We start from the raw sequence: 22,652 nt of genomic DNA, 5'->3' as shown, positions 1-22,652 counted from the left end.
GAGCGCAGCGACGAAGCAATCCAGAGTCCCTCCAGGGTGACAGTCTGGATTGCTTCGCTGCGCTCGCAATGACGGAGCGTGTGGTGCCGCCCTTCCGCCCCATCCTGACGGAACCTTGTCGCGCGTGATAGATTGGTCCTGTCGCTTCCACGCTCACGGACCCTTCCATGAAATACGAGCTCTATTATTGGCCCGAGATCCAGGGCCGCGGTGAATATGTGCGGCTGGCGCTGGAGGAGGCGGGCGCGGCTTACGTCGACGTGGCGCGTGGCCCACGCGGCACAGCTGCGATGATGAAGATGATGGATGCGCACAAGGGCACGCCGCCCTTTGCGCCGCCGTTCCTCAAAGCCGGCAAGCTCGTCGTCGGCCAGACCGCGAACATCTTGCTCTATCTCGGCGGCCGCCACGCCCTCGCCCCGAAGTCGGAGGTCGGTCAACTCTGGGTACATCAGCTCCAGCTGACGATCACCGATTTCGTGGTCGAGATTCACGACACCCATCATCCGCTCGGACCCTCGCTCTACTACGAAGATCAGAAGCCGCCGGCGAAGAAGCGCACGGCCGACTTCTGGGGCGAGCGCGTGCCGAAATATCTCGGCTATTTCGAGCAGCTTCTTCAGGACAATGGCGGCGCCTATCTCACTGGCCGCAGGTTGACCTATGTCGATCTCTCGCTGTTCCAGATCGTCGCGGGGCTGCGCTATGCGTTTCCGAAGCGGATGAAGGCGTTCGAGACCGATATCCCGGGTCTCGTCGGCCTGCACGACCGCGTTGCCGCGCGGCCGAACATCAAGACCTATCTTGAAAGCGAGCGCCGCATTCCGTTCAACGAGCAGGGCATCTTCCGCCGCTACCGCGAGTTGGATGGCTAGCCGGTCCGAAGGGAAGTGCACAGCAGAGTGATGCGCGCGCTCACCACACGCCAGGCAGCAGGCGATAGCGCACGCGCGACACATAGTCGGCATAGCCCGGGAGGCCCTCGCGTAGCGTGCGCTCCTCGATGCGAATGCGGACCGCAAACAAGACGAGGAACAAGGGCGCCATCAGAATTCCCCACCATGAGCCCAGAAGCAGCGGTACGCCGGCGAAGAACAGGATCATGCCGCTGTACATGGGATGGCGTACATGGGCATAAGGTCCCGTCGAGATCACGCGCTGCGCGCGCTCGGCTTGCAGCTTCACCACGGGCGCCGCGAACGAGTTCTCGCGGAAAACCCAGAGGATGAACAGCGTCGAAAGCAGGAACAGGGCGAGGCCGAGCATCTGCAGCGCCATCGGCATGTCGGAGGACAGCGTACGCCGGTCGAGCCCCATCGCCGCCAGCCAGACCAGCATCGCGACGACGAAGATGGTCATGAACACCTTGTCGGCAGCGGGCTGGTCCTTTTGCAGGACCGGCCGCAGGCGTTCGGCGAGCAGTGCGGGGTCGACCCGGTAAAGCCACCAGCCGCAGAGCGGGCCGAGCAGGGCGGAGGTCGCGAGGAACACCCAGGCCGAAGGCCAATGCAGGGTCCCGGCGGACGCGAACAGCAGCGCGCCCATGGCGGCGGTGGTGATCGTGCTCTGCAACAGGAGTCTTGCGATCATGCGCAGGTCTCAGGGTAGCCGCGCACGATATTGGTCCCCGTATCCGGCAAAGATGCGGCCGGACACGCGAAAGCCCGATCGACCGGATCGGGCATTTCATCTTCGACGCGGCTGATCAGGCGAGCTGATCGATCCGCGTACCCTGACCCGGCGGCAGCGGCGCGGGCGGCGGCGGCTTATAGGTCGGGTCGTTGTCCTTGGTCTTGATCTGATCGTCCTGCTGCTTGGTCGTGTCGTAGCTGGGCACCACGATCGCGATCGGCGGCGGCGAAACGGTAGAAACGCTCATCCACAAATCCTCACATATGGAAACAATTGACCCTGCGCCGCGAGACGCGAAATTTCCTTCAAGCCAATCGTTAAAATGCGAGGGATCCGGTGCGGTGGAATGTGCTCTCGGACCTCTCCTCGTCATTGCGAGGAGCCCTTGCGACGAAGCAATCCAGTCTGTCACCGCAGAGACAGTCTGGATTGCTTCGCTACGCTCGCAATGACGGAATGTGTGGAAAGAGGGGCGCCCCGCCTATTCGTCCTTGCCGCGCGTGATCGCGATGGACGCATCCGTCTTGGTGCGGGTGCATTCCATGTTCAGACGCCGGTAACGCATGCTGATCTTGTCGCCGCGCAAGAGCCCCATCCGCTTCAGGCAGCGTGTCGCGCCCGTCGTCGTATCGTCCTTGGTCACGGTGAAGACGATCGCTGCCGTCGACCCCACCAGCGCCAGGAACTCCGGCTTGGGCTTGCGATCGCCCTTGGCATAGAGCTCGATCGAATATTTGTCGCCACGGCAAGCCACGGACAATTCCTTGGCCGCGGGGTGGGTGAGGTAGACCACGTTGGCGGCGCGAAAATTCACCTTGAGTCTATCGACCTGGTTCGCCAGTTCCTTGGCGCTGTCGTCGCAGCGGTCCGCGCGGGCGGGCGAGGCGAGGGTCACAAGGCCGGTGATGGCGGCGGCGACCAGGATCGCGCCGCGGACGTGCAAGTTCAATGTCATGATGAAGAGCCCCTTAGCGGGCGCATTCAACCGTCGTCCCGCGCGTAGCGCAAGGGGTGCACCCAGGGTCTTCACTGGCATCATGAGGGCCTCGTGTCCGCCGACAACCGCCGAAGATAGCTCGCCGTGTCGCCGAATCGGGATGCCCCGACCGCACCAGAGCGCCTTCCCTTTGCGGCAAAAAAGCTTAGAACGCTTCTATGAAAGGGGCCCATGCGAGGGCTCCAAAACCCCGAGATTCCAGCCCATGAACGCTCCCACCGCCTTCCCCGACCCCGCAAAGCCCGTTCCGCCCTACAAGCACACCCCGCTGTTTCCGCTGGGCAAGGACGAAACACCCTACAAGAAGATCACGGCCGAGGGCGTGCGGGTCGAGAAGGTCCTGGGGAAAGACATGCTGGTCGTGTCGCGGGAGGCGCTGCGGGCCCTGTCGGAAGCGGCCTTTGGCGACATCAACCACTATCTGCGCCCCGGTCATCTGAAGCAGCTCCGCGCGATCCTGGAGGACGGCGAGGCGAGCCCCAACGACAAGTTCGTCGCGCTGGACTTTCTGAAGAACGCCAACATCGCTGCCGGCGGCGTGCTGCCGATGTGCCAGGACACCGGCACCGCGATTATCATGGGCAAGAAAGGCTGCAACGTCATCACCGACGGTGACGACGAGGCGGCGCTGTCGGAAGGCGCGCGCGATGCTTACCTGCGCCGCAATTTGCGCTACTCGCAGGTCGCGCCCTTGTCTATGTACGAGGAGAAGAACACCGCCAACAACATGCCGGCGCAGTGCGAGATCTATGCCGAAGGTGATGATGCCTACAAGTTCATGTTCATGGCCAAGGGCGGCGGCAGTGCCAACAAGAGTTTTCTGTTCCAGGCCACACCTTCGGTGCTGACCAAGGACCGGCTGCTCGCCTTCCTCAAGGAGAAAGTGTTGACGCTGGGCACTGCAGCGTGCCCGCCTTATCACCTCGCGATCGTGATCGGTGGCACCTCGGCCGAGCTCTGCATGAAGACGGTGAAGCTGGCGTCTGCCCGCTATCTCGATGCGCTGCCGACACACGGCTCGCCCGACGGCAACGCCTTCCGCGACGTCGAGATGGAGCAGGAAATTCTAAGGATGACGCAGTCGCTCGGCGTCGGCGCGCAGTTCGGCGGAAAATATTTCTGCCACGACGTGCGCGTGATCCGCATGCCGCGTCATGGCGCCTCGCTCCCGATCGGGCTCGGCGTCTCCTGCTCGGCCGATCGCCAGGTGCTCGGCAAGATCACCAAGGAGGGCGTCTATCTCGAAGAGCTCGAGCACAACCCGGCGCAGTACCTGCCTGAGGTCGAGCAGTCGCTGGGCGGCGAGGTCGTCAAGATCGACCTCAACCAGCCGATGAAGGATATCCTGGCGACGTTCGCGAAATATCCGACCAAGACGCGGGTCTCGATGACCGGCACCATGATCGTTGCGCGCGATTCCGCGCATGCCAAGCTGCGCGAGCGGCTCGACAAGGGCGAGCCGCTGCCGGACTATTTCAAGAACCATCCCGTCTATTACGCGGGCCCCGCCAAGACGCCCGAGGGCTACGCCTCCGGTGCGTTCGGCCCGACCACCGCGGGCCGCATGGATTCCTTTGTCGATCAGTTCCAGGCCGCCGGCGGCTCGATGGTGATGGTCGCCAAGGGCAACCGCGCGCCGGCCGTGCGCGAGGCCTGCAAGAAATATGGGGGCTTCTATCTCGGCTCGATCGGCGGTGCCGCGGCGAACCTTGCCGAGCACTGCATCAAGAAGGTCGAGGTGCTCGAATATCCCGAGCTCGGCATGGAAGCGATCTGGCGCATCGAGGTCGTCGACTTCCCGGCGTTCATCATCATCGACGACAAGGGCAACGACTTCTTCAAGGAGTTGAACTTGGGCTGAGAGAGTTCATCTCTCGACTCGTCATGGCCGGGCTTGTCCCGGCCATCCACGGCCTTCCGGGATCGCGAAGAGGCGTGGATCACCGGGACGAGCCCGGTGATGACGCCTGTGTGCGAGGCGAGCCAGCGCCCATATTTCGAAGCGCGCACTCATTCGCTCAACTGCAATTCGTGACCTGGTTGGAGCACAGGCCGCGCCACCAGCCGCGGACGCCGTCCGCGCTTTCGACGAGGCCCCAGAGGCCGCTGCAAGCAAAGATGTGCTTCGGCCCGCCGTCGGTGTCGATGGGGCCGCCGAGCTCGCGCTGGGCCGGCATCCACTTCGCATCGACGAAAGGCGCCTGGAATAGGCCGCCCATGCGTGTCGCGCCATTGGCGTAGGACGCGCCGACCTTGTTGGAGGCGACCCAGCCGCGTCCGGCATAGGGCTTTGGCGCGCTACGCGGATATTTCTTGTCGTCCTCGTAGTCCTTGCCCGGCGGCTTGGCGCCTTCGATCAGAAACCAGCCGTTCTTGAAGCCGATGATGCGGAATTCGGTGAGCCAGCCGCCATCGGGCGTGTTCTCGCTGCCGCCGAGCTTGAGGCGGTAGGGTGGCGGAAGCGTGCCGAGCACACGCGCCTTGACCGATGGTTCGGCACGCACGTTGAGGCCGTTGGGATCCTTGTCCACGGACCAGGCGCCGAGATCGCAGGGCTCGGTGCCGTCGGGGAGCGTTGACCGCTTGGCGACGAGTTCGGCGTGCAGCTTTGCGAACTCAGTGTCGTCGTTGTCAGGATCCGGCCCATTACGCGGCTTCAATTCGGCTGAGACTGCGCGTGTCGCATCCGGCGTCAGGGCGACCACGAGAGCCTGGCGCGCAGCGAACACGCTTGCAGGTGACTTGGGATCGTTCGACGAGGTCGGATAAACGGCGAGGTAGCCCGTCGACCCTTCGGTTCGATAGGCCGTGCCGGCGACATAACCTGCCGGTATCATGGCGAGCGCGCTCGCCCGCCACGGCGGTTCGGCATCGTCCGCGCGCGCCGCTTGTGTCGCGACACACAGGATCGTCGCCGCGATGAGACGGAGCGCTCGCATCGGTGCGGCGCGGGCTTACGCGCGCGTGCCGGTGAACGGGAAGCTGCCCATCGGGCCGATGCCCATCTCCCCGCTCATGCTGTCGCCGGAAACGGTTCCGATGAACTCGAGCGTCAACGGCATCGGATTGGTGATCGAGACCTTCCAGTTGACGGCATCGCCGCTGACGGTGCCGTCGAAAATCTCGGCGGTATTGCCTTCCGCACCCTGCGTACCCGTAAGCGTGCCGCCCGCGGCAGTCAGGCTCAGCGTCGCCTTGCGCTCGCCCATGGGCGTCGTCATGGTCAGAGTCCAGTTGCCGTCCACGGCCATTCGCGTCTCCCATATCCCGGTGGACCGCGACGATCCGCGGACCAGTCCCGGCCGAGCGTATAGCGCAACTCGCCGCTCGCGCCTAACGCTCCGTAGGAGGCATTTAGGCGCGGGCGGCGGCGCGCCGTCGGCTGGTGACGATGAGGCGGAGCACGACATATTGCACGGCGAAGGCGAGGATCTTGCCGCCGCCCGCGACCACCGTGAGATAGAACGCCCACAGTTTCAGATCGCCTGTGGAGGCGACGGCGATCATTCCGGCGCCGATCACGAACATCAGCGCCGCCCAGGCATAGCCCGCTGCCGTCACATATTCCGGAACGGTCTCGACGACGATCGGCGGCATGTAGCGCAGCATCCAGCCGCGCTTGAGCATGATGGCGCCGATCGCGAAATGCGCGATCGAGGGCTTTGCGAGCATGAAGCGGGCATCGTTGGTGAGCAGCGTGACCGTGCCGAGCACGACGACGAGTGCGACGCTCGCATAGGTCATGTAATTGAGCTGCTGCCCCTTGACGCGCGCGTAGATCACCTGCGCGATCGCTCCGGCAATCGCCACCGACGTTGCCAGGACGACGTTGTCGGTAACGAGGTAGATGACCAGGAAGACGATGGCGGAGAAGAGGTCGGAGGCGAGGCGGGCGAATACGTCCTTCATCGTCGATCCTGTTCAGCGGGAGTTGGGCATTGCGCTGGCCGGCGCACCGTACTTGATCTGCCGATATTCGGGATACCATTTTGTGAAGTAGATCGCGCTGTTGCGGGCGGCGAAGGCGACCGCTAGGCTCGACCAGAGCGGCAGGCCGGGGACGTAGAGCAGCACGAGATTGGCGGCCGCCATCAGCAGCGCAGCCGCAGTCCATGCGCCGGTGATGACGTAGTTGGCATAGAGAAAACCGGGCATTGCCGCGGTCTCGGCCGGCACGGATTCGAGCGCGTATTGCAGCGTGAAGGGGCGGCGGACCAGCATCGAGCCGAGCGAGATGACGAAGATGCCGATGTCGATCGATAGCTTGACACCGAGCGTCCCGAGCGCGGGGTTGAACAGTGCGAGGTGGAGGCCGATTGCGGCGAATAGCAGCGCCGAGCCCACGGCCAGGATCTTCACCGAGCGGCCGCGCACGACATCGATCGCGACGGTCGCGAGACAGATTGCCGACGCCGCGAACACGCTGATCGTGGCTGATGTCATCAGCATCAGGAAGGTGAAGGCGCCGTAGGGCGCGAGGATCAGGAAAATCGCCATAGTCCGCCTCGGTCAGGCCTTATCTTTACGGTGTAAAGATCAGTAAGTCAGGAGCAAGGCGGGGTCAAGCAAAATCTTTACAGTGTCAAAATGACGTAGGCGACTTCCAAAAATTCAGTGACTGCAAGGGCTTGGGCGGCCATCTCGTCGATGAATCCGGCCCAGGGCAGGTGCGAGAGGACAGGTAACGCGCAGGCGGCCGAGAGGACGAAGGCGAGCAGGATGCCGCCGTTGAAGATGGTTTGGCCGCTCCGCCGCGGCCGGATCATCTGAAGTGTGAGCGCGGCGCAGATCAGGACGAGGACGACGAGATAGTCCGCGATGAGCGAAGACATATGCATGAGAGACCCTTTGATGACATCCTCGATGACGAGGAACAGCTACTGCGCGTCGACCCAATTGCCGTGAAAGCCGTCGGGCACCCGATGGCCGAGCTGCACCAGCGCGACGGGGCCGGCCTCGACATCTCCAGCGTTGAACACGGCGAGGTCGCTGCGGTTCTCCCGCGCGCGCCAGACCACCGCCAGCAGCCAGCCATCGCCTTCCGCCGCATCCTTCGACCGCTCGACGAACACGGGCTCGGAGATGGTGTCGCCGGCCGGCAGCAGATAATGGCCGAGGCGCTTGCCATTGCCGTCGACATGGACGACGCCGGATAGCGCACCGAACATCGGCAGCTTCGGATTGGCGCAGGCGTACCAGCCGTGACGGTTCATCAAGCCGGCGCGGCGGTCGTCGATGCGCGGGAATTCGCCGGTGAGATCGTCGAGATAGGTCTGTTGGAAGCGGTCGGTGTCGCCTGAGAGATCAAACGTCCAGCGGCAATGGCGGGCGCGCGACTTCTCCGGATCGGTCGGCCGGCCGTCGGGATGCGTAAATAATGGTGCTTCCTCGAACTGCATGACGTCGGCGATGATGCGGTTGCCGTCCTCCCACGCATTCATGACGTGGAAGACGTAACAGGCTTCAGCGCGAAACCAGACGATGTCCTTCGCCGTGCCGTTGCGTTTCATCACGCCGACATAGGCGCCCTTGTCCGGCTCCCAGGCATAGGGCGGCCGCCCGCTCATCGCGCGCTCCATGCTGCCGGTGATGGGCAGGATCGGAAACAGCACATGGTTCTCGGTGACGATGAAGTCGTGCACCATGCTGGCATAGGGCGCCTCGAAACGTTCGAAGCGTGTCGCCTTGCCGGACGCGTCGATCGAGCCGTAGGAGAGGGCGGGCGTTAGCGGTCCCGCGGCATTGTAGCCGAAGAACACCAGCTCGCCCGTCACGGGATCGATCTTGGGATGCGCGGTAAAACTGCCGGCGACGCGGCTCTGATAATTGTGATAGCCGCGCGTTGCGAGCGTGCCCGGCTCGATCTCGGTCGGCAGATGGGCTTCTTCCAGCGCCAGCAGCTTGCCGGCATGGAAGATGATGTTGGTATTCGCGACGCCGCTGTCGGTGAGGTCTTGCGGCGCATCCGGCAGCTTGCGGCCAAAGCCGCCGAACAGCGCGCGGCCGGCATCGTGCTCGGCCATCCATTTCGGCGTGCGGATCCAGCGGTTGCGATAGCTGGCGCGGCCGTTCTCGAGATGAAAGGCGTGCAGCATGCCGTCGCCGACGAACCAGTGCGCGCCAGGCGAGTCGAACTGCGGGTTGGGACCATTGCGATACAGCGTGCCGTTCAGCTCGCGTGGCAATTCACCGATGATTTTCAGGAAGGGCGCGTCGGCCTCGAATGGAATCGGACCGAGGTTATGGCGGCGTTCGGCAACGGCGTCCTGCTGCACAGCGTGTCCCTCTTTATCTTTACATCGTAAAGATCAATTAGCCGTACGAGGGGCGCTGGTCAAGTGAAATCTTTACACTGTCAATATTGCGTCCTATAGCTGCCCCATGGGCAAGAGCGAAATCAGGACAGCAACCGCGCGCGGTGGGCGCACCCCAAAGAAGGCGAGCGCGCCAGCGCGTCCCGCGCCACGGCCGGCGCGCGTCAAGGCCGAGGCGCCCTATCATCACGGCGCGCTGCGCGAGGCGCTGCTTCAGGCCGCCGAACGGGTACTGGAGCGTGACGGGCTCGCCGGCCTGACATTGCGCGCGGTGGCGCGCGAGGCGGGCGTCTCGCATGCCGCGCCCACCCATCATTTCGGCGACCTCACCGGGCTTCTCAGTGAGCTCGCGGCGGTCGGCTTCCGCCAGTTCAATGCGGCGATGGCGTCGTCCTCCAACGCCGCCACCACCCCGCTCGAGCACGCGCTGGCGCGGCCGAAAGCCTATGTCGCCTACGCCCAGGCTCATCCCGGCATGTACGGCATCATGTTCCGCACCGAGCGGCTCGACTATTCCAGGCCGTCGCTGCACGAGGCCGCCGAGGCGTCCTTCGCGGGGCTTGCCAATGCCGTCGGCATGATGCGGCAGGAGCAGATCCGCGGCGACGCGCTGACGCTCCAACAGGGCGCCGCGATCGCGCGCGCCTGGTCGATGGTGCACGGTTTTACCATGCTGCTGCTCGATGGGCGGCTTGAGGATATTCTGGGCCGCCTGCCCGAGGGGACGACTCCCGAACGCCTGCTCGAAGCGATGCTGATGTCGCCCGTGACGGGGAAGCCGCCGGGTCCCTGATTCAGTCGGGCTCAACGCAACCCCAGCCATGATGCGGCGTTGACGCCGCATGGCAAGAGCACCCCGCGCCCCCTGGAAACGTCAAAATCCGCGCAAGCGCGCCGGCAGGGCGTCCAAGCATCTCACGCCCGCGCAGAAATCGGCGGCCAAGGCGCGTGCCCGCCGCGCCGGGCGCCGCTATCCCAACCTCGTGGACAACATGCGCATGGCAGCGAAGAAAACGTCCAAGGCCAAAGCTTCAAAGAAAAAATCCGCGAAGAAATCGCCCAAGCGCAAGGTTACAAAGAAGGCCGCAACGAAGAAGGCTGCAAAGACGTCGCGCTAACACCGCACCGGAAGCCTAGCGCATCGTCGCCAGCTCGACCGCACGGCCCCGTGCGCCGATGATCTTCACCTCGTCTTTGCCGCACGTGAAGCTGCGGGCAAGGTCGTCTGCGGCGTTGCGCGCCAGCTCATTGGCGTTCGGGTTGGCGATCGCGTCGACATAGGCGACGTGGCAGACGGGGCCGGGTGGCAGCCGGGTCACGATGAGCATGGCCTTGGTGTTCGGCCGACCCTGCTTGTCGGGGTCGGTGCCATCGGCGATGTGCCAGCGCTGGATCATCGCAAACGGCTTGGCGGCCGCGGTGCGCCATTCGACGGTGGTCTCGGACGAGTTGAACGGAGCGAACCAGACTTTTGCCGCCGGTTCCTCGGCCGCGGCCTTGCGATTGCGGCCAACGGAGACGACCTCACGAAGATCGTCCTCGGCGATCAGGACCACGAGGCCATCTTTGCCCTTGCATACCCGCGCGGTGCTGCCGTCGAGCTCGCTGGGCTTGCCGATCTGGCGACAATCCTTCGGCGCCGTCGAGGTATATTGGCTGCCCACGGATTGGGCGTCGGCGCGGTCGAGACCGCTGCACATCAGCAACATGGCCAACAGCAATATGGCCAAGCCTGCGGTGGTGATGCGGAACATGACGACGGCTTTGATCGAACGGGAACTCCGTACCATCAGACGTCTTGATTGTGGGCAAGGTTCAAACAGGGTCGACAGACACCTGACAGCGGCGCGGAATCGTTCTAGAAGAGCGGCTTCGCTTGGCTCTTTCAGCCTCGTCCGCGTCCTCGTTTTTCGTGATCATGCCAGCCACCTCTTCGAACAAACCTTATCGCGTCGGCCGCTCGAAAACCGGGCTCGGCCTCTTCGCAACCAAGCCGATCAAGAAGGGCACCCGGATCATCCGTTATTACGGACCGATCCTGGACTCCCGGATTCCCGAGCACGACGACATCGAGAACAAATACCTGTTCGAGCTCAACGGCCGCTGGACCATCGACGGCTCGGTGCGCAAGAACCTCGCGCGCTACATCAACCATTCGTGTCGGCCCAACGCCGAATCCGACGTCCGGCCGCGCGAGCGGAAGGTCTTCATCCGTGCCATCAAGAACATCGAGCCGGGCGACGAGATCAATTACGACTACGGCACCGATTATTTCAAAGCCTACCTGAAGCCGATCGGCTGCAAGTGCGAATCTTGCGAGAAGAAGCGCAAGAAGCTGCGCGCCGAGGCGCGGACCGAACGCGCCAAGGTGAAGGCGCGCACGGAGCGCAAGGCGCAGAAGGCGGGGGCGAAGCCCGTCAAAAAGAAGAAGCTCAACGGCGTCGCTGTTGGCAAAGCCAACGGGCGCGCGCGGGCGTAGCCTGAGTTCGAGCTTCTGGCACAACTGTCATGCTCCGCGAAAGCGGGGCATCCAGTACGCAGCGGCCTCTCCGTATGCGACGACTGCCTCTGGAATATTGGGTCGCCCGGTCAAGCCGGGCGACCACAGCGAGTGATGTGGCCTCACGCGGCCAGCACACTCCCGCTCCTGCGCAAGCCCACATATTGCAGTTCGGCAAACACGCCGGTCGCGATCGCCTGTGCCACGACCATGAGCTCGCCGGCAAGATTCGGCGACACCACGCCCGAGAGCAGCAGCGCGATGCTGCCGACCGTCCAGGCCGCGTTGCCGACCACGACCAGCAGCACGAGCGGCTTTGCCACGGAGGCGCGTGAAGCGAGCCAGCCGACGAGTGCGGTGTAGGCGATCAGGAACAGGCCGGTCTCGCGCAGCAGCGCCTCGGGCAGGTTGAACAGCGACGCGAATGCGCTGGCGGCGAAAGTGAAACCGAGAGCGGCGATACCGCTGAAGATCGCGTCGGCAAGAAGCGCGCGGCGAAGGAAGGTGGATGCGTCGATCATCGTGGTCTCCATGGTTGGGGTGGGCTCGGGAATAAACTCAGTGCCATCCGCGCCACCAGACGCGGAGCAGGCGGGCGATGCGGAACGGGCAGAGGCTCCTGCCGACGCTGTGCTCGAAGGCCGTGACCTGTGCGACGACATAGTCGCCGGTCGATTGCACCAGCGGCTCCGGCATGTTGAGGCTGCGCGCCAGCATCCGGGTTGCGAGCGCCATGGCCCAGGGGACAAGGTGGTCTGTGACGGTCCGGTAGAGCAGCAGTGCGATCATGGTCGTCTCCTGTTACGACCGAAGATGCGCCGGCCCGAGGCCCAATTCGATTACCTCTGACGTAATGGAAGCGCCGAAATCTGCGTGCTAGGTTTTCGACCATGAACGCACATGCATCTACGGCACAGGCCGAACGCAGCCAACCGGTCCATATCGGCGACCATTTGCGCGAATGGCGGCAGCGCCGCCGCATGAGCCAGCTCGATCTCGCCGGCGAGGCCGAAATCTCGGCGCGACATTTGAGCTTCGTCGAGACTGGCCGCGCCGCACCCTCGCGCGACATGGTGCTCAGACTCGCCGAGCGCCTCGACGTGCCGTTGCGCGAACGCAACGTGCTGCTGGTCGCCGCCGGCTATGCCCCGGCCTTTCCGCAGCGCCCGCTGGAGGATCCCGCCTTGAAATCAGCTCGCCAGGCGATCGACCTCGTCCTCAGGGCGCACGAGCCCAATCCGGCGCTGGCCTATGACCGGCACTGGAATCTGGTCTCGGCCAATCGCATGCTGGCGCCGCTGCTTGCCGGCATTCCGCAGCGGCTGCTCGGCCAGCCCCTCAACGTGCTGCGGCTCGCCTTCCATCCCGAGGCGCTGGCGCCGCGAACGGTCAATCTCGCGGAATGGTGCGGACATCTCCTGGAGCGGCTGCACCGGCAATGCGAGGCGACCGCCGATCCCGAGCTGATCAAGCTGTACAACGACCTGAAGAGCTATCCGATCCCGGCGCGCGCGGCGCCGCTGTCGAGCGACAATGTCGCGATCCCCTTCAAGCTGCGACACGACGGGGAGATCCTCAGTTTCTTCTCCACCACCATGGTGTTCGGCACGCCCGTCGACATCACGCTGTCGGAGCTGGCTCTGGAAACCTTCTTCCCGGCCGACGACCGCACTGCCGAGCGGCTCCGACAAATGGCAGCAGCCATGAGCTAGCGGCCTTGCCTCGGCATGGGTTCGGCTTATCTTTGGGCACAACCCGCAATGCCCGAAGGAGGCGCTCATGAGCACCCTAAAGCCGCTCCAGATCGACGTCGTTTCCGACGTGGTATGCCCCTGGTGCTATATTGGCAAGCACCGGATCGAGAGCGCGCTGGCGCTGGTGCCGGACGTTCCGGTCAAGCTCAATTTCCGTCCCTTCTTCCTCAATCCCTGGGTGCCGTCCGAGGGCATCAGCCGGGAAGAGTATCTCACCAAGAAGTTCGGCTCGGTCGAGGCCTACAAGGGTATTGCGGGGCGCGTCGTTGCGGCCGCGGGCGAGGAGGGGCTCGTCTACCGGCCCGAGCTTGTCGCGCGTCAGCCCAACACCACCGACTGCCACCGCCTGATCCTCTGGGCCGAGGCGATCGGCAAGGCGCCCGAGATGAAGCAGCGCCTGATGGAGCTCTACTTCCGCGACGGCGGCGACCTCACTGATGTGAACGTGCTGGTGCAGGCGGCTGCCGATGTCGGCCTCGATGCCGACGACGTGCGCAGGCGCCTCGCCACCGACGAGGACGTCGCGCGGGTATCGGCGGACGCGCAGGAAGCCGCCGAGAAGGGCATCTCCGGCGTGCCGACCTACGTGTTCGCGCAAAAATACGCCGTCTCAGGCGCGCAGGATCCCAACATGCTCGCGCGCGCCATCCGCGAGGTCTCAGCGGAGATCAACGCCCAGGCGGCGGAGTAGGAGCTATCTATTTGCGAAGCAGGCGAACTGCGCGGCGCGCCGCCGCGTAGGCGATGCCGTGCGCCGCGAGCGCTCCGTGCACGAGCGCCACGATGGGGTCGTTCCGCCGCAGCGGTATCAGCACGTCGCCGACGGCGAAGCGCCCGCGCCAGATCGGGTTGATCATGGGGTGATCGGCGCTCGCGGTGGAATCCGCGCTGGCGATGGCGGGATCGGCGCAGAGGCGGCGGGTGAGCTCGAGCGTGAGCTGCACGCCCGGCGAATATCTTGCAAAGCGCTCGTCGATGCCGAGCTTGAAGAAGAAGGCGCGGTCCTGATGCCGCAGCACGATGCCGGCGGCCACCGGCGTCGCGCCGGCGCGAAGGGTGACGATCTCGCATTGCGCGGTTCCTGCCAGCGCGGGAACGGCGCGGCGGATGAAGGTTGCATCGCCGGCATGCTGGACCAGCGCGGTGCCGCGCTTGCCTTTCCAGCCACTGGCTTCGAGCCGCAAGAATGTTTCGAGCGCCGGCCCGATCTCGTCGGGGCTGTGCGCGACATCGAACACGACGGCGCCGTGTTCCTCGAGGCGATGGCGCTGGCGGCGCAGCTCCTTCACCTTTTTGGTACCGAGCGCGTCGCGAAGCAGCGCCTCGCCGTCCTGCGTCGCGTCGAGGCTGGCGCGGCTGTAGGAGCTCAGGAGGCGCGGCTTCAAGCCGTCGCGATTCAGAACCTGGTTGACGGCGGTCATTGCCGCCCCCTCGAGCGCGACGTCCTTCAGCACGAGCGCATGCGCTCCGGCCGCGCGGGCCTGCTGCAACAGGCGCGCCGCTGCCTCGATCGGGGCATCGCGGTCGATCAGGGGGCTGCACAGCGTGCCGTAGGGATGCGCGCTCACCAGCGCGGGCAGGGGAATCTTCCATGCCCGCCAGAGCGAGATCACCGGCATCAGCCCGATCAGCCGCGATCCATCGTATGCGGGAAGCGCCGAGGCATCCGTGCGGCCGCGCGCGGTTGCACTGACGGCGAGCTCCCAGCCAGGCAAGTAATATCCGTTCGGCTCGATGGCGCGCTGCGCGAGTGCGCGCCACTGGCCGGGTTCGATCGCCGTAAGCGGAACACGCGCGCGCGAGGCCGCGGCATGCTCTGCCGATGCCGGGTTGATCGCAGCTTGGTGCGCGATATCGACCACGTCCCGTCGTCCCCGTTCAGGAGGCCATGCTTAGCGCAAAGATTGGAAAATACCGTTGGGACACCGCTTCAATTCGAGTGGTAATATTAACGTCTCGTTGAGCATCCGGCCGCGAGCCGGCCGGATGTCTCGATGGATAAGCCAGAATGCTCTCGACCCGGAGGATCATCATGGTCGCCACACCTTTTACGCCGATTGCGTCGCTCCTTGGCGGCGCGATGATTGGCCTGTCCGCCGTCCTGCTGATGTGGACGACGGGACGGATCGCCGGGGTCAGCGGTATCGCGGCGCGGCTGTTTCCGCCTTACGAGGATCGGCAATTCGCCGGCCGGCTCGCCTTCGTCGCGGGCCTTATCGTCGCGCCCGTCCTGGTGCGCCTTGTCACCGGAAGCCTGCCGGCGCAAACGATCGCCGCCGGAACGCCGCTTCTGATCGTCGCGGGATTGCTCACCGGCTTCGGCGCGGTGTGGGGCAGCGGCTGCACCTCGGGCCACGGCGTCTGTGGCTTGTCGCGGTTGTCGGTGCGATCGCTGATCGCGACGATGACCTTCATGGCGGCAGGCATGGCGACCGTCTTCGTGATGCGGCACTGGAGCTGACCGCGATGACACTTCTCATTCAATTCGGGATCGGTCTGGTCTTTGGCCTCGGCCTCATCGTCTCAGGTATGTCGAACCCGGCAAAGGTCCTGAATTTCCTGGACGTTGGCGGCATCCCGGCAGGAACGTGGGACGCAAGCCTCGCTTTCGTGATGGCCGGCGCGGTCGCGGTGACCTTCATCGGCTTCAGCCGCGTCTTGAAACTCGCACGACCTGTCTTCGCCGACCGCTTCTACGTCCCAACGCGAAACGATATCGATCCGAGAATTATCGCCGGTCCCGCCATCTTTGGTATCGGCTGGGGCCTCGTAGGCTTTTGTCCAGGCCCGGCGTTGACCGCGCTCGGATTTGGCTCGGCCTCCGCCTTCATCTTCGTTGCCGCGATGTGTGCCGGCATGGTGGTCGCCCGCTTCATCGCGCAACTCCCGTCGGCAACGCGTAGCGTCACGCCGGGAGAGCCGCTCGAGATCTGACATGGAACAGGACCGGGCGAGTTGTCTCGTCCGGTCCGCCTGTCATGGCTTCATCGATTACCAGCGATCGCCGACACCGACGCCAACACTGACGCCGGGCGCGCGAATGCCGACGCCGCCGCGCGGACCATCGTCCCAGTCGCGATAGGTGCGGCGCTCATAGTAGCGATCACGCGGCATGGTCGCGTAGGAGTCGCGCACGATCACGCGCGAGCCGCCGCGGGTGCGATAGCAATTGCCGGAATCGTCGCAGACCAGCCGCACTTCCTGGACGAGATCGGGGCTGGTGTATTCGCTGGTCGTATAGACGTCGGCGGCCTTCGCGCCGCTCACCGCTGCCAAGGCTCCGACGCCAGTCAGCAACGCAATCGTGAATGTCCTCATCATGTCCTCCTCGAAACTGCCCTCGGCGGTAACAAGAAGGGGAGGCCATGATCGTTCCGGCAAAATTACACGTTTTTCCCGGAACCGGATCGGATGTCGGCTTGATCCGTTCCCTAGATCGGCTCGTAGCTTTCAGACCCGCAGATGTCGTCCGCTTCTGCGCGGCGGCGATCGACCACCTTTCCGCTTGATATGGTCACGATGTAGGTCTGTGGCCCGAGCGGCGAGCCGGTCGCCGAGGTGAGCTGGGCGCGGACGCAAGCTGTCCAGCCCGGTCCCCGCACCTCGCGATGGGGTGAGGCGACATGCACCTCACGCGGATAGGAGGTGCTGAGGAAGACGAATTCGATCTGCTCGCGCACGACGCGTTTGACGTCGGGAGGCGATTCGGGCGGCGGCTGCTCGGCCTCCTTCATGCGCATGAACTCCGGCACCGGTGCGCGGCTGTCGGCAAAACCGCAGGCCCCGAGCGCGAGCGCGCTGGCCAGCAGCGCGGCATGAGCAATAATTCGTAACATCCGTGAAGGTCCCCTGCGGGCCAAAACATAGGCACGAATGCGATCCGACGAAGACCCGGCCGATCAAGATTTGCTGAAGCCAGAATTTCTTGGAGCCAGAATTTCTTGGAGCCAGGATTTCCTGAAGTCAGGATTCCTGAAGTCTTGGAGCTCGCGGCATTGGCTATTCCATCATTGCCGGCTAGTTTGTACCCCAGACGAGGGGGATTGCGCCCATGAGGATTTTGGTCATAGCGGCCGCCGTGCTGGCGCTGGCGGTTGCCTCCGCGCAGGCGCAGATGGGCGGCGGCAGGCGTCAGCCTAACGAGGGCGGCCAGAAGGCGGACAACAAGCCCAAGGTCGACGAGAAGGCCTACAAGGCCGCACTCGAGCGCATTCCCGAGTCCAAGGAGAAGTACGATCCGTGGAGCGGGGCGCGTCCGCCTGAACCTGCCAAGAAGCCGAAATAGGTGAGGCGGGCGTTGGCGACCCGCTCCTGCTATTTGACCGCTCTCATCACGCTCCTGTTGTTTTCGTCGCGGCCAGGCCTCGCCTGGGAGAGCTGGGGTGGCGATCCCGGAGGCTCGCGGTTCTCGTCATTGCGGGAGATCACGCCCGACAATGTCGGCAACCTGGTTCGGGCCTTCGAATTCCACACGGGTGATCTCGCGGCGCGGCCGCCCGGGGTGATGCGGCGAACCAAATTCCAGGCGACGCCGTTGTTCGTCGAGAACAGCCTGGTCTTCTGCTCGCCTTTCAACGAGGTGATCGCGCTCGATCCCGGCACGGGCGCGCAGAAATGGCGCTACGATCCCAAGATCGCGATCAACCAGCGTCCCGCCAACCGCTACGTCTGCCGTGGTGTCACCTACTGGATCGACGATGAGGCGCCTGTAGATGCCGCATGTCGATCGCGCATCTTCATGGGCACGAACGATGTTCGCCTGATCGCGCTCGATGCGAAGACGGGAATGCCCTGTGCCGGCTTCGGCGAGAGCGGTGAGGTCAGGCCCGACGTCGGCATGAAGCTGGAATGGCCCGGCGAATTCCAGATCACCTCGCCGCCGGCGATCGGCCGCGGGGTCGTCGTGGTCGGCTCCGCGATCGGCGACAACCGCCGCGTCGACGCGCCGAGCGGTGTGGTGCGCGCGTTCGATGCGCGCAGCGGTCAGCCGCGCTGGACCTTCGAGCCGCTCAAGCGCGACGGCATCGAAGCCGGTCACGCCAACGTCTGGGCGCCGATGTCGGTCGACGCCGCGCGCGGGTTGGTGTTCCTGCCGACGTCCTCGCCGTCGCCGGATTTCTGGGGCGGCAAGCGGCCGGGCAACAACGAACATGCCAATTCGGTGGTCGCGCTGCGCATCGAGACCGGAGAACTCGTATGGGCATTCCAGACCGTGCACCACGACGTCTGGGATTACGATCTGCCGGCGCAACCGACGCTCACGCGCATCGACACCGGCGAAGGTCAGCGCGATGTCGTGATCCAGCCGACCAAGCAGGGCTTTGTCTTCGTGCTCGATCGCGATACCGGCAAGCCGGTGTGGCCGGTCGAGGAGCGCAGCGTTCCGCAGGCGGCAGCGGAAGGTGAACGGCTGTCGCCCACGCAGCCATTCCCGACGCATGTGCCGCCGCTGGTTTCCCAAAAAATCTCGACTGAGGATGCGCTCTCGCTTGTTCCTGGCCTGCGCCGCTCAGCTTGCGAGACGCAGTTCGCGGAGGCACGTAACGAGGGCCTGTACACGCCACCCTCAACGCAAGGCACGCTGGAGTTTCCCTTCACCGGCGGCGGCGTCAACTGGGGCAGCGCAGCCTTCGATCCCGTCAACCAGGTTCTCTATGCCAACACCAGCCGGGCCGTTCATCTCATCAAGCTGATTCCGCGGGCGGAGGCGGCCGGATTCGATCCTCCGCCCGGTCATGATTTCGGCCAGCAGAATGGTGCGCCGTTTGCGATGTCGCGTGCGGTGGCAACATCGCCGCTTGGTTTTCTTTGCAACAAACCGCCCTGGGGCGAGATGGTCGCGGTCGATCTGAAGGCCGGCAAGATCCTCTGGCGTTCGACAGTGGGCACCACCGAGGATCTCGCCCCGCTCGGCGTGCCGCTGCCGTGGGGTGCGCCGCTCGTCAACGGGCTCGCGGTCACGGCAGGCGGTCTCGTCTTCACCGGAGCCATGGACGCCTATTTGCGCGCCTTCGATGCACGAAGCGGAAGGGAGCTGTGGCAAGGCCGGCTGCCGGTGCCCGGAGTCGCCAATCCCATGACCTATTTCTGGAAGGGCGAGCAGTATGTCGCCATCGGCGCCGGCGGCCACTCCGAGGCAGGCACCTCGATTGGCGACAGTGTCGTTGCGTTTCGCCTCGCACGGCCGGGCGAAGCGCCGTCGCTGTGGTCGCGTACCATCGATCGCCCCGGTGGACGATTTTTTGCGGCATCTTCAATGATCGCGCTCGCGATCGTCTCGCTTGTGATCGCAAGCCTGCGCTGGCGTCGCCGACGTCGTATCGCGCGAACATAACACGGCATCGCGCGCGCGATGCGAACGATCATTCACATCATATGCACTACTGTACGAAAGCGAGGCCGATGCGCCGCTCGGTGCGCCAGACGGTGCGGCATTTCCGCACGAAATTGTCGCGCGCGATCGCGAGCGTGAACGATTGCGGTAATGTGACGAGGGCGTCGAGGTCGATTGCGGCACCGTTCGCCGACATGTTTCGCACCGTGCATGTGATGCCGCAATTCTCAAAGGTGATCTTTCCACCCTTGAAAACACGGTAACGCTGCGCCGCACGCTTCTCGATCATCCGCGTTAATCCATAATGATGTTTGTGAAGTAGTGCATAGAAATTACGTTGAACTAAACTCAATACTGGCGCTACTTGCATAGCGCTTCAGACTTCGTTTACGACGTCGAAGCGGAGGTCAGTCCGCCGACTTTCCCCGAGCCCTTCTTTTTGTGGCGCTACGCGCCGATGGAGATATTGATGAAGACCACGTTTTCGCTTCTGTTCGCCGCAGCGCTCTCGCTGTCGTCCATGCCCGCCCACGCCACCAAGCTCGATCTCGCGACCATGAGCTGCAAGCAGTTCCTCGATAGTGGCGACGACACCATCAAGATGGTGCTGACCTGGATGGACGGCTGGTACAAGGGCGACGAGGACAACGCGATCTTCGACACCGACGTGTTCGTAGAGAACGCCAAGAAGTTCGGCAGCTATTGCGGAAAAAATCCGAACGTCAGCATCGTCACCGCGGCCGACGAAGTGCTCGGCAAGTAATTTCCCGCGTGGCCGTGCGAAGCGCGATCGCCATCGCGTTTCCTCGACATGACGCCATCGAGAGCCGCGGTGCGCTTTGCGCTCCCGCGGCTTTTTTGTTTTCGGATGATGCTCACCCGGGCAGCATCGCGAACGCGCTGGACACCATCGCCACCGGCTTGTTGTCGGTGGCCGAGAGCAGCGTGACCCGGCCAAAGCTCATGGTGCGTCCGAGCCGCACCACGCGGGCGTCGGCCAGCACGTCCGACGAGGAGACGGCGCGCATGAAATGCGTGGTCTGGTCGACCGTCGTCATCGGACGATAGCCGCGGTTGGCGGCGAGGTTCGCGATCACCATCGCGGTGTCGGCGAGCGCCATCAGCGCCTGGCCGCAGACCACGCCGCCGTTGCGGCACAGCCGTTCCGAGAACGGCATGCGCAGGAGCGCTGCGGGCTGCCAGTCCGGCACGTCCGGCGGCGGCAGGTGCTCGATGCGCTCGACCGAGAGGTTGAGATCCTGGACCCAGGGCGCAAAGACCTCGCCGAGGATGCGTCGGGCTTCCGTGATGCCGAACTCGGCTTCTGGCTGCGATGGCATTGCTGTCGTTCCCTCCTGTATTGCCGGATGTTCGGCATTGCGAGCAGACCGGCGCGGCAAAGTCACCCGGTCTGCCGCGGGTCCCGTCGGCTTGAAAATGCCTGACTTCGCCCGGTATGATGCCATGGAGCGGGTATGGGTGGGTGATGTTGCGTCGGTATGTCCTCGTGTTTTGTCTGGCCGGGCTCGGCCTGTTGCTGAACGGGTGCACCAGGTGCGGCCCGATCTGGGACGACTGGCTCCACGCGCCGAAATCGTGCAGATCGGACCGGCTCTAGCGGGTCGAGCGGCCCTTGCGGTAATGACAGGGGTGACAAGGCGCGGACGATCCGCGCCGCCATGGATAATCAAGGAGTCAATGATGAAGCTTTTCCGTATGGCCGCGGTGCTGGCTGTCCTGGCCGGACCGACCGTGCTGGCGGGACCGGCCTATGCGCAAATGCCCAATATCAACTTGCTGCAGGACGGTCCGAGCAAGACTCCAGAGGAGAAGGCCGCGGAAGCCGAGCGTGAGAAGGCCTACAAGGAAACGCTGAAGAAGATTCCGGACTCCAAGGCCTCCAACGATCCCTGGGGCGGCATGCGCTCCGACCCGCCGAAACAGCCGACGGCGCCAAAGGCGTCGGCCGCAACTGGTGCGCCGAAGAAGAAATCCGGCACGACTGCCAATTGACCTTCTCCTCGTCGGAGGCCGCTGATGCCTCCGGCCGGGACTCCTCTTTGATCGGCCTGCTTCCTACATTGCGCGGGAGCGTATTGCGTCGAGGAGGGCAGAACATGGCCGATCGTCCGCGGGATCTCGCCGAGCGGATGGCGCGCCGGCGCAAGATGGGCGGCAAGCCCGGCGCGACGGCCGGCGACGGCTATCTGCGCGAGACCTTCACGCTGCCGCGCGCGGCGGCGCGGGAGAGGGCGCAGGCTTTCTTCGCCCGCTACCCCAAGGCCGGCTATATGAGCGCGGTCGAGACTTGGCGCGAGCTGCCCGGCGGCGACATCGAATTCACGATGCGGCGCCTGCCCAGCGCGGATTAGGCCGGCCCCTATTCGAAGGTTTCGGATGTGATGCGGATCCGGAACACGGGCTCCTTAGCCTCGTCCAGCAGCTCCATGTGCCATTCGGAATTTTCCTGGAGCTTGCGGGCGATGCCGGCGGCCATGTCGGCGCAGACGCTGGTCATCTCCTTCCAGGCCAAATCGCGATTTGCAAATTCCGACGCCTGGTCGGCACAGCCGGAATAGCTGCCGTTCCGGATTCGAAAAAAGTAGAGCGGCATGGTTCGCACCGATCGCGCCTGATGGCTCAGTCCCCACGGCCATAATCGCGGCAGTCCAATCCCAAACCATCGGCAGATCAATTCCGGGCGGCTACGGAATAGCCCCCATGGACGCCGCGCGCCCTGCTGTCATGGCGGCTGCAGCGCGCAGGGGCGCCATCCCGCCGACGATCTCGGTCCGGCCGTTCAGGCGGTTTCGCGCCCGATCGCCTTCAGCTCCCGATCGATGCGGAGCTGCACCCGCCGGATCGCCAAGAGATCGATCTTGGTCTCGGTCCTGCCGGTCTTGATCTGCTCGCCGATCCGGAACTGCCACTGCCAAGTGCCGTCTTGGCGACGGTGAACTCGACGCCCCTGTGATTCATGGCCTCTCCCACGATTCACTTCCATCACTGCAAACAATGCTGGGCGGCATAATATTCCAGGGGAAGCTAAATCTGTCGGTAAGCCCCGGATCGCTCACGGCTATCTCGCGAGCGCACGCGCTCCGAAACATACGAAATCGAA

At 64.4% G+C, this 22,652-nt stretch carries 33 protein-coding genes; 14 read left to right on the top strand and 19 right to left on the bottom strand.

The genetic code is table 11. The features are described 5' to 3' along the window. Nucleotides 1-167 precede the first annotated feature (167 nt). Nucleotides 168-875 carry a glutathione S-transferase gene (locus AC0L3P_RS09080; protein ID WP_473301645.1) on the top strand — a complete coding sequence of 236 codons (708 nt, stop codon included), beginning with the start codon at nucleotides 168-170 and terminating at the stop codon, nucleotides 873-875. Nucleotides 876-915: 40 nt separating this feature from the next. Here AC0L3P_RS09080 and AC0L3P_RS09075 read toward each other — a convergent pair whose 3' ends face one another. The 3 genes from AC0L3P_RS09075 to AC0L3P_RS09065 all read right to left on the bottom strand — a co-directional run bounded on the left by AC0L3P_RS09075 (nucleotide 916) and on the right by AC0L3P_RS09065 (nucleotide 2,587). Beyond that, nucleotides 916-1,590: a methyltransferase family protein gene (locus AC0L3P_RS09075; protein ID WP_473301644.1), complete on the bottom strand. Its 675-nt coding sequence runs from the start codon at nucleotides 1,588-1,590 to the stop codon at nucleotides 916-918. A gap of 115 nt (nucleotides 1,591-1,705) precedes the next feature. Then, complete coding sequence (locus AC0L3P_RS09070) at nucleotides 1,706-1,879, bottom strand: hypothetical protein (RefSeq protein ID WP_007612258.1); 174 nt, start codon at nucleotides 1,877-1,879, stop codon at nucleotides 1,706-1,708. Nucleotides 1,880-2,113: 234 nt separating this feature from the next. Then, nucleotides 2,114-2,587 (bottom strand): hypothetical protein, encoded by a 474-nt coding sequence (locus tag AC0L3P_RS09065; protein ID WP_275170024.1) that lies wholly within the window; start codon nucleotides 2,585-2,587, stop codon nucleotides 2,114-2,116. Between the two features lie 247 nt (nucleotides 2,588-2,834). On the opposite strand from AC0L3P_RS09065, the gene AC0L3P_RS09060 reads away from it, so the two are divergent. After that, on the top strand, nucleotides 2,835-4,490 hold the full coding sequence (locus AC0L3P_RS09060; RefSeq protein WP_275170025.1) for a fumarate hydratase: 1,656 nt from the start codon (nucleotides 2,835-2,837) through the stop codon (nucleotides 4,488-4,490). Between the two features lie 157 nt (nucleotides 4,491-4,647). On the opposite strand, the gene AC0L3P_RS09055 is transcribed toward AC0L3P_RS09060, so the two are convergent. The 6 genes from AC0L3P_RS09055 to AC0L3P_RS09030 all read right to left on the bottom strand — a co-directional run bounded on the left by AC0L3P_RS09055 (nucleotide 4,648) and on the right by AC0L3P_RS09030 (nucleotide 8,904). Further along, nucleotides 4,648-5,568, bottom strand: a complete 921-nt coding sequence (locus AC0L3P_RS09055) for an SH3 domain-containing protein (RefSeq protein WP_275170026.1) — start codon at nucleotides 5,566-5,568, stop codon at nucleotides 4,648-4,650. A gap of 15 nt (nucleotides 5,569-5,583) precedes the next feature. Next, nucleotides 5,584-5,880, bottom strand: coding sequence for a hypothetical protein (locus tag AC0L3P_RS09050; protein ID WP_247497827.1), 297 nt, complete (start codon nucleotides 5,878-5,880; stop codon nucleotides 5,584-5,586). 103 nt (nucleotides 5,881-5,983) lie between these two features. Further along, entirely contained in the window at nucleotides 5,984-6,538 is a 555-nt protein-coding gene (locus AC0L3P_RS09045; protein WP_354208455.1) for an inner membrane-spanning protein YciB, read from the bottom strand. 12 nt (nucleotides 6,539-6,550) lie between these two features. Further along, entirely contained in the window at nucleotides 6,551-7,126 is a 576-nt protein-coding gene (locus tag AC0L3P_RS09040) for a hypothetical protein (RefSeq protein WP_473301643.1), read from the bottom strand. A 77-nt stretch (nucleotides 7,127-7,203) separates the two neighbouring features. Then, complete coding sequence (locus tag AC0L3P_RS09035) at nucleotides 7,204-7,467, bottom strand: hypothetical protein (protein WP_473301642.1); 264 nt, start codon at nucleotides 7,465-7,467, stop codon at nucleotides 7,204-7,206. Between the two features lie 39 nt (nucleotides 7,468-7,506). Then, complete coding sequence (locus tag AC0L3P_RS09030; RefSeq protein WP_473301641.1) at nucleotides 7,507-8,904, bottom strand: carotenoid oxygenase family protein; 1,398 nt, start codon at nucleotides 8,902-8,904, stop codon at nucleotides 7,507-7,509. Nucleotides 8,905-9,010: 106 nt separating this feature from the next. Here AC0L3P_RS09030 and AC0L3P_RS09025 point away from each other — a divergent pair, with 106 nt between their 5' ends. Further along, a complete protein-coding gene (locus AC0L3P_RS09025; protein ID WP_473301640.1) occupies nucleotides 9,011-9,736 on the top strand; it encodes a TetR/AcrR family transcriptional regulator in 726 nt (241 codons plus the stop codon). A 49-nt stretch (nucleotides 9,737-9,785) separates the two neighbouring features. After that, nucleotides 9,786-10,061, top strand: coding sequence for a hypothetical protein (locus AC0L3P_RS09020; protein ID WP_275170032.1), 276 nt, complete (start codon nucleotides 9,786-9,788; stop codon nucleotides 10,059-10,061). A gap of 15 nt (nucleotides 10,062-10,076) precedes the next feature. Here the strand turns inward: AC0L3P_RS09020 and AC0L3P_RS09015 are convergent, their stop codons facing one another. Continuing rightward, a complete protein-coding gene (locus tag AC0L3P_RS09015) occupies nucleotides 10,077-10,697 on the bottom strand; it encodes a hypothetical protein (RefSeq protein ID WP_275170033.1) in 621 nt (206 codons plus the stop codon). Between the two features lie 164 nt (nucleotides 10,698-10,861). Here AC0L3P_RS09015 and AC0L3P_RS09010 point away from each other — a divergent pair, with 164 nt between their 5' ends. Then, a complete protein-coding gene (locus AC0L3P_RS09010) occupies nucleotides 10,862-11,422 on the top strand; it encodes an SET domain-containing protein (protein WP_275170201.1) in 561 nt (186 codons plus the stop codon). Nucleotides 11,423-11,565: 143 nt separating this feature from the next. On the opposite strand, the gene AC0L3P_RS09005 is transcribed toward AC0L3P_RS09010, so the two are convergent. Then, nucleotides 11,566-11,964, bottom strand: a complete 399-nt coding sequence (locus AC0L3P_RS09005) for a hypothetical protein (protein WP_473301639.1) — start codon at nucleotides 11,962-11,964, stop codon at nucleotides 11,566-11,568. A 37-nt stretch (nucleotides 11,965-12,001) separates the two neighbouring features. Next, entirely contained in the window at nucleotides 12,002-12,232 is a 231-nt protein-coding gene (locus AC0L3P_RS09000) for a hypothetical protein (protein WP_473301638.1), read from the bottom strand. Nucleotides 12,233-12,333: 101 nt separating this feature from the next. Here AC0L3P_RS09000 and AC0L3P_RS08995 point away from each other — a divergent pair, with 101 nt between their 5' ends. Next, nucleotides 12,334-13,155, top strand: a complete 822-nt coding sequence (locus AC0L3P_RS08995; protein ID WP_275170034.1) for a helix-turn-helix domain-containing protein — start codon at nucleotides 12,334-12,336, stop codon at nucleotides 13,153-13,155. 67 nt (nucleotides 13,156-13,222) lie between these two features. After that, entirely contained in the window at nucleotides 13,223-13,888 is a 666-nt protein-coding gene (locus tag AC0L3P_RS08990) for a DsbA family oxidoreductase (RefSeq protein WP_275170035.1), read from the top strand. Between the two features lie 7 nt (nucleotides 13,889-13,895). On the opposite strand, the gene AC0L3P_RS08985 is transcribed toward AC0L3P_RS08990, so the two are convergent. Next, nucleotides 13,896-15,059 (bottom strand): GNAT family N-acetyltransferase, encoded by a 1,164-nt coding sequence (locus AC0L3P_RS08985; RefSeq protein WP_473301637.1) that lies wholly within the window; start codon nucleotides 15,057-15,059, stop codon nucleotides 13,896-13,898. Between the two features lie 170 nt (nucleotides 15,060-15,229). Here AC0L3P_RS08985 and AC0L3P_RS08980 point away from each other — a divergent pair, with 170 nt between their 5' ends. Both AC0L3P_RS08980 and AC0L3P_RS08975 read left to right on the top strand, forming a co-directional pair. Beyond that, the gene (locus AC0L3P_RS08980) at nucleotides 15,230-15,658 is read left to right on the top strand and encodes a YeeE/YedE family protein (RefSeq protein WP_275170037.1); all 429 of its coding nucleotides are present in this window, start codon (nucleotides 15,230-15,232) and stop codon (nucleotides 15,656-15,658) included. A 5-nt stretch (nucleotides 15,659-15,663) separates the two neighbouring features. Then, the gene (locus AC0L3P_RS08975; RefSeq protein WP_473301636.1) at nucleotides 15,664-16,131 is read left to right on the top strand and encodes a DUF6691 family protein; all 468 of its coding nucleotides are present in this window, start codon (nucleotides 15,664-15,666) and stop codon (nucleotides 16,129-16,131) included. A 57-nt stretch (nucleotides 16,132-16,188) separates the two neighbouring features. Here the strand turns inward: AC0L3P_RS08975 and AC0L3P_RS08970 are convergent, their stop codons facing one another. Both AC0L3P_RS08970 and AC0L3P_RS08965 read right to left on the bottom strand, forming a co-directional pair. Continuing rightward, nucleotides 16,189-16,518 carry a hypothetical protein gene (locus AC0L3P_RS08970; protein ID WP_275170039.1) on the bottom strand — a complete coding sequence of 110 codons (330 nt, stop codon included), beginning with the start codon at nucleotides 16,516-16,518 and terminating at the stop codon, nucleotides 16,189-16,191. A gap of 110 nt (nucleotides 16,519-16,628) precedes the next feature. Then, a complete protein-coding gene (locus AC0L3P_RS08965) occupies nucleotides 16,629-17,033 on the bottom strand; it encodes a hypothetical protein (protein ID WP_275170040.1) in 405 nt (134 codons plus the stop codon). 215 nt (nucleotides 17,034-17,248) lie between these two features. Here AC0L3P_RS08965 and AC0L3P_RS08960 point away from each other — a divergent pair, with 215 nt between their 5' ends. Together AC0L3P_RS08960 and AC0L3P_RS08955 are read left to right on the top strand one after the other, a co-directional pair. Further along, entirely contained in the window at nucleotides 17,249-17,482 is a 234-nt protein-coding gene (locus AC0L3P_RS08960; RefSeq protein ID WP_007602200.1) for a hypothetical protein, read from the top strand. Continuing rightward, nucleotides 17,483-19,531, top strand: coding sequence for a pyrroloquinoline quinone-dependent dehydrogenase (locus AC0L3P_RS08955; protein WP_473301635.1), 2,049 nt, complete (start codon nucleotides 17,483-17,485; stop codon nucleotides 19,529-19,531). Between the two features lie 46 nt (nucleotides 19,532-19,577). On the opposite strand, the gene AC0L3P_RS08950 is transcribed toward AC0L3P_RS08955, so the two are convergent. Continuing rightward, on the bottom strand, nucleotides 19,578-19,820 hold the full coding sequence (locus tag AC0L3P_RS08950) for a PilZ domain-containing protein (protein WP_354058198.1): 243 nt from the start codon (nucleotides 19,818-19,820) through the stop codon (nucleotides 19,578-19,580). A gap of 180 nt (nucleotides 19,821-20,000) precedes the next feature. Between AC0L3P_RS08950 and AC0L3P_RS08945 the strand changes: the two genes are divergently transcribed. Further along, complete coding sequence (locus AC0L3P_RS08945; protein ID WP_354058200.1) at nucleotides 20,001-20,294, top strand: HdeA/HdeB family chaperone; 294 nt, start codon at nucleotides 20,001-20,003, stop codon at nucleotides 20,292-20,294. Between the two features lie 112 nt (nucleotides 20,295-20,406). Here the strand turns inward: AC0L3P_RS08945 and AC0L3P_RS08940 are convergent, their stop codons facing one another. Next, nucleotides 20,407-20,871 carry a PaaI family thioesterase gene (locus AC0L3P_RS08940; protein ID WP_007612196.1) on the bottom strand — a complete coding sequence of 155 codons (465 nt, stop codon included), beginning with the start codon at nucleotides 20,869-20,871 and terminating at the stop codon, nucleotides 20,407-20,409. 361 nt (nucleotides 20,872-21,232) lie between these two features. Here AC0L3P_RS08940 and AC0L3P_RS08935 point away from each other — a divergent pair, with 361 nt between their 5' ends. Both AC0L3P_RS08935 and AC0L3P_RS08930 read left to right on the top strand, forming a co-directional pair. After that, nucleotides 21,233-21,544: a hypothetical protein gene (locus tag AC0L3P_RS08935; RefSeq protein ID WP_473301634.1), complete on the top strand. Its 312-nt coding sequence runs from the start codon at nucleotides 21,233-21,235 to the stop codon at nucleotides 21,542-21,544. A 104-nt stretch (nucleotides 21,545-21,648) separates the two neighbouring features. After that, nucleotides 21,649-21,903 (top strand): hypothetical protein, encoded by a 255-nt coding sequence (locus AC0L3P_RS08930; protein WP_354208469.1) that lies wholly within the window; start codon nucleotides 21,649-21,651, stop codon nucleotides 21,901-21,903. An 8-nt stretch (nucleotides 21,904-21,911) separates the two neighbouring features. Here AC0L3P_RS08930 and AC0L3P_RS08925 read toward each other — a convergent pair whose 3' ends face one another. Together AC0L3P_RS08925 and AC0L3P_RS08920 are read right to left on the bottom strand one after the other, a co-directional pair. Next, nucleotides 21,912-22,145, bottom strand: a complete 234-nt coding sequence (locus tag AC0L3P_RS08925) for a DUF6894 family protein (RefSeq protein WP_354208470.1) — start codon at nucleotides 22,143-22,145, stop codon at nucleotides 21,912-21,914. Nucleotides 22,146-22,331: 186 nt separating this feature from the next. Further along, nucleotides 22,332-22,538 (bottom strand): hypothetical protein, encoded by a 207-nt coding sequence (locus AC0L3P_RS08920; protein WP_473301676.1) that lies wholly within the window; start codon nucleotides 22,536-22,538, stop codon nucleotides 22,332-22,334. Between the last annotated feature and the right edge of the window lie 114 nt (nucleotides 22,539-22,652).

It is taken from the genome of Bradyrhizobium sp. WSM4874 (assembly GCF_055811835.1).
The sequence above is the reverse complement of the archived record's forward strand: the minus strand, read 5'-3'. Positions and strand labels throughout refer to the sequence as shown.

Bases quoted from the DNA above. Each gene is read 5' to 3' on its own strand.
- AC0L3P_RS09080 (WP_473301645.1), top strand. From the start codon at position 168: ATGAAATACGAGCTCTATTATTGGCCCGAGATCCAGGGCCGCGGTGAA.
- AC0L3P_RS09075 (WP_473301644.1), bottom strand. From the start codon at position 1,590: ATGATCGCAAGACTCCTGTTGCAGAGCACGATCACCACCGCCGCCATG.
- AC0L3P_RS09070 (WP_007612258.1), bottom strand. From the start codon at position 1,879: ATGAGCGTTTCTACCGTTTCGCCGCCGCCGATCGCGATCGTGGTGCCC.
- AC0L3P_RS09065 (WP_275170024.1), bottom strand. From the start codon at position 2,587: ATGACATTGAACTTGCACGTCCGCGGCGCGATCCTGGTCGCCGCCGCC.
- AC0L3P_RS09060 (WP_275170025.1), top strand. From the start codon at position 2,835: ATGAACGCTCCCACCGCCTTCCCCGACCCCGCAAAGCCCGTTCCGCCC.
- AC0L3P_RS09055 (WP_275170026.1), bottom strand. From the start codon at position 5,568: ATGCGAGCGCTCCGTCTCATCGCGGCGACGATCCTGTGTGTCGCGACA.
- AC0L3P_RS09050 (WP_247497827.1), bottom strand. From the start codon at position 5,880: ATGGCCGTGGACGGCAACTGGACTCTGACCATGACGACGCCCATGGGC.
- AC0L3P_RS09045 (WP_354208455.1), bottom strand. From the start codon at position 6,538: ATGAAGGACGTATTCGCCCGCCTCGCCTCCGACCTCTTCTCCGCCATC.
- AC0L3P_RS09040 (WP_473301643.1), bottom strand. From the start codon at position 7,126: ATGGCGATTTTCCTGATCCTCGCGCCCTACGGCGCCTTCACCTTCCTG.
- AC0L3P_RS09035 (WP_473301642.1), bottom strand. From the start codon at position 7,467: ATGCATATGTCTTCGCTCATCGCGGACTATCTCGTCGTCCTCGTCCTG.
- AC0L3P_RS09025 (WP_473301640.1), top strand. From the start codon at position 9,011: ATGGGCAAGAGCGAAATCAGGACAGCAACCGCGCGCGGTGGGCGCACC.
- AC0L3P_RS09020 (WP_275170032.1), top strand. From the start codon at position 9,786: ATGGCAAGAGCACCCCGCGCCCCCTGGAAACGTCAAAATCCGCGCAAG.
- AC0L3P_RS09015 (WP_275170033.1), bottom strand. From the start codon at position 10,697: ATGTTCCGCATCACCACCGCAGGCTTGGCCATATTGCTGTTGGCCATG.
- AC0L3P_RS09010 (WP_275170201.1), top strand. From the start codon at position 10,862: ATGCCAGCCACCTCTTCGAACAAACCTTATCGCGTCGGCCGCTCGAAA.
- AC0L3P_RS09005 (WP_473301639.1), bottom strand. From the start codon at position 11,964: ATGATCGACGCATCCACCTTCCTTCGCCGCGCGCTTCTTGCCGACGCG.
- AC0L3P_RS09000 (WP_473301638.1), bottom strand. From the start codon at position 12,232: ATGATCGCACTGCTGCTCTACCGGACCGTCACAGACCACCTTGTCCCC.
- AC0L3P_RS08995 (WP_275170034.1), top strand. From the start codon at position 12,334: ATGAACGCACATGCATCTACGGCACAGGCCGAACGCAGCCAACCGGTC.
- AC0L3P_RS08990 (WP_275170035.1), top strand. From the start codon at position 13,223: ATGAGCACCCTAAAGCCGCTCCAGATCGACGTCGTTTCCGACGTGGTA.
- AC0L3P_RS08980 (WP_275170037.1), top strand. From the start codon at position 15,230: ATGGTCGCCACACCTTTTACGCCGATTGCGTCGCTCCTTGGCGGCGCG.
- AC0L3P_RS08975 (WP_473301636.1), top strand. From the start codon at position 15,664: ATGACACTTCTCATTCAATTCGGGATCGGTCTGGTCTTTGGCCTCGGC.
- AC0L3P_RS08970 (WP_275170039.1), bottom strand. From the start codon at position 16,518: ATGATGAGGACATTCACGATTGCGTTGCTGACTGGCGTCGGAGCCTTG.
- AC0L3P_RS08965 (WP_275170040.1), bottom strand. From the start codon at position 17,033: ATGTTACGAATTATTGCTCATGCCGCGCTGCTGGCCAGCGCGCTCGCG.
- AC0L3P_RS08960 (WP_007602200.1), top strand. From the start codon at position 17,249: ATGAGGATTTTGGTCATAGCGGCCGCCGTGCTGGCGCTGGCGGTTGCC.
- AC0L3P_RS08950 (WP_354058198.1), bottom strand. From the start codon at position 19,820: ATGATCGAGAAGCGTGCGGCGCAGCGTTACCGTGTTTTCAAGGGTGGA.
- AC0L3P_RS08945 (WP_354058200.1), top strand. From the start codon at position 20,001: ATGAAGACCACGTTTTCGCTTCTGTTCGCCGCAGCGCTCTCGCTGTCG.
- AC0L3P_RS08940 (WP_007612196.1), bottom strand. From the start codon at position 20,871: ATGCCATCGCAGCCAGAAGCCGAGTTCGGCATCACGGAAGCCCGACGC.
- AC0L3P_RS08935 (WP_473301634.1), top strand. From the start codon at position 21,233: ATGAAGCTTTTCCGTATGGCCGCGGTGCTGGCTGTCCTGGCCGGACCG.
- AC0L3P_RS08930 (WP_354208469.1), top strand. From the start codon at position 21,649: ATGGCCGATCGTCCGCGGGATCTCGCCGAGCGGATGGCGCGCCGGCGC.
- AC0L3P_RS08925 (WP_354208470.1), bottom strand. From the start codon at position 22,145: ATGCCGCTCTACTTTTTTCGAATCCGGAACGGCAGCTATTCCGGCTGT.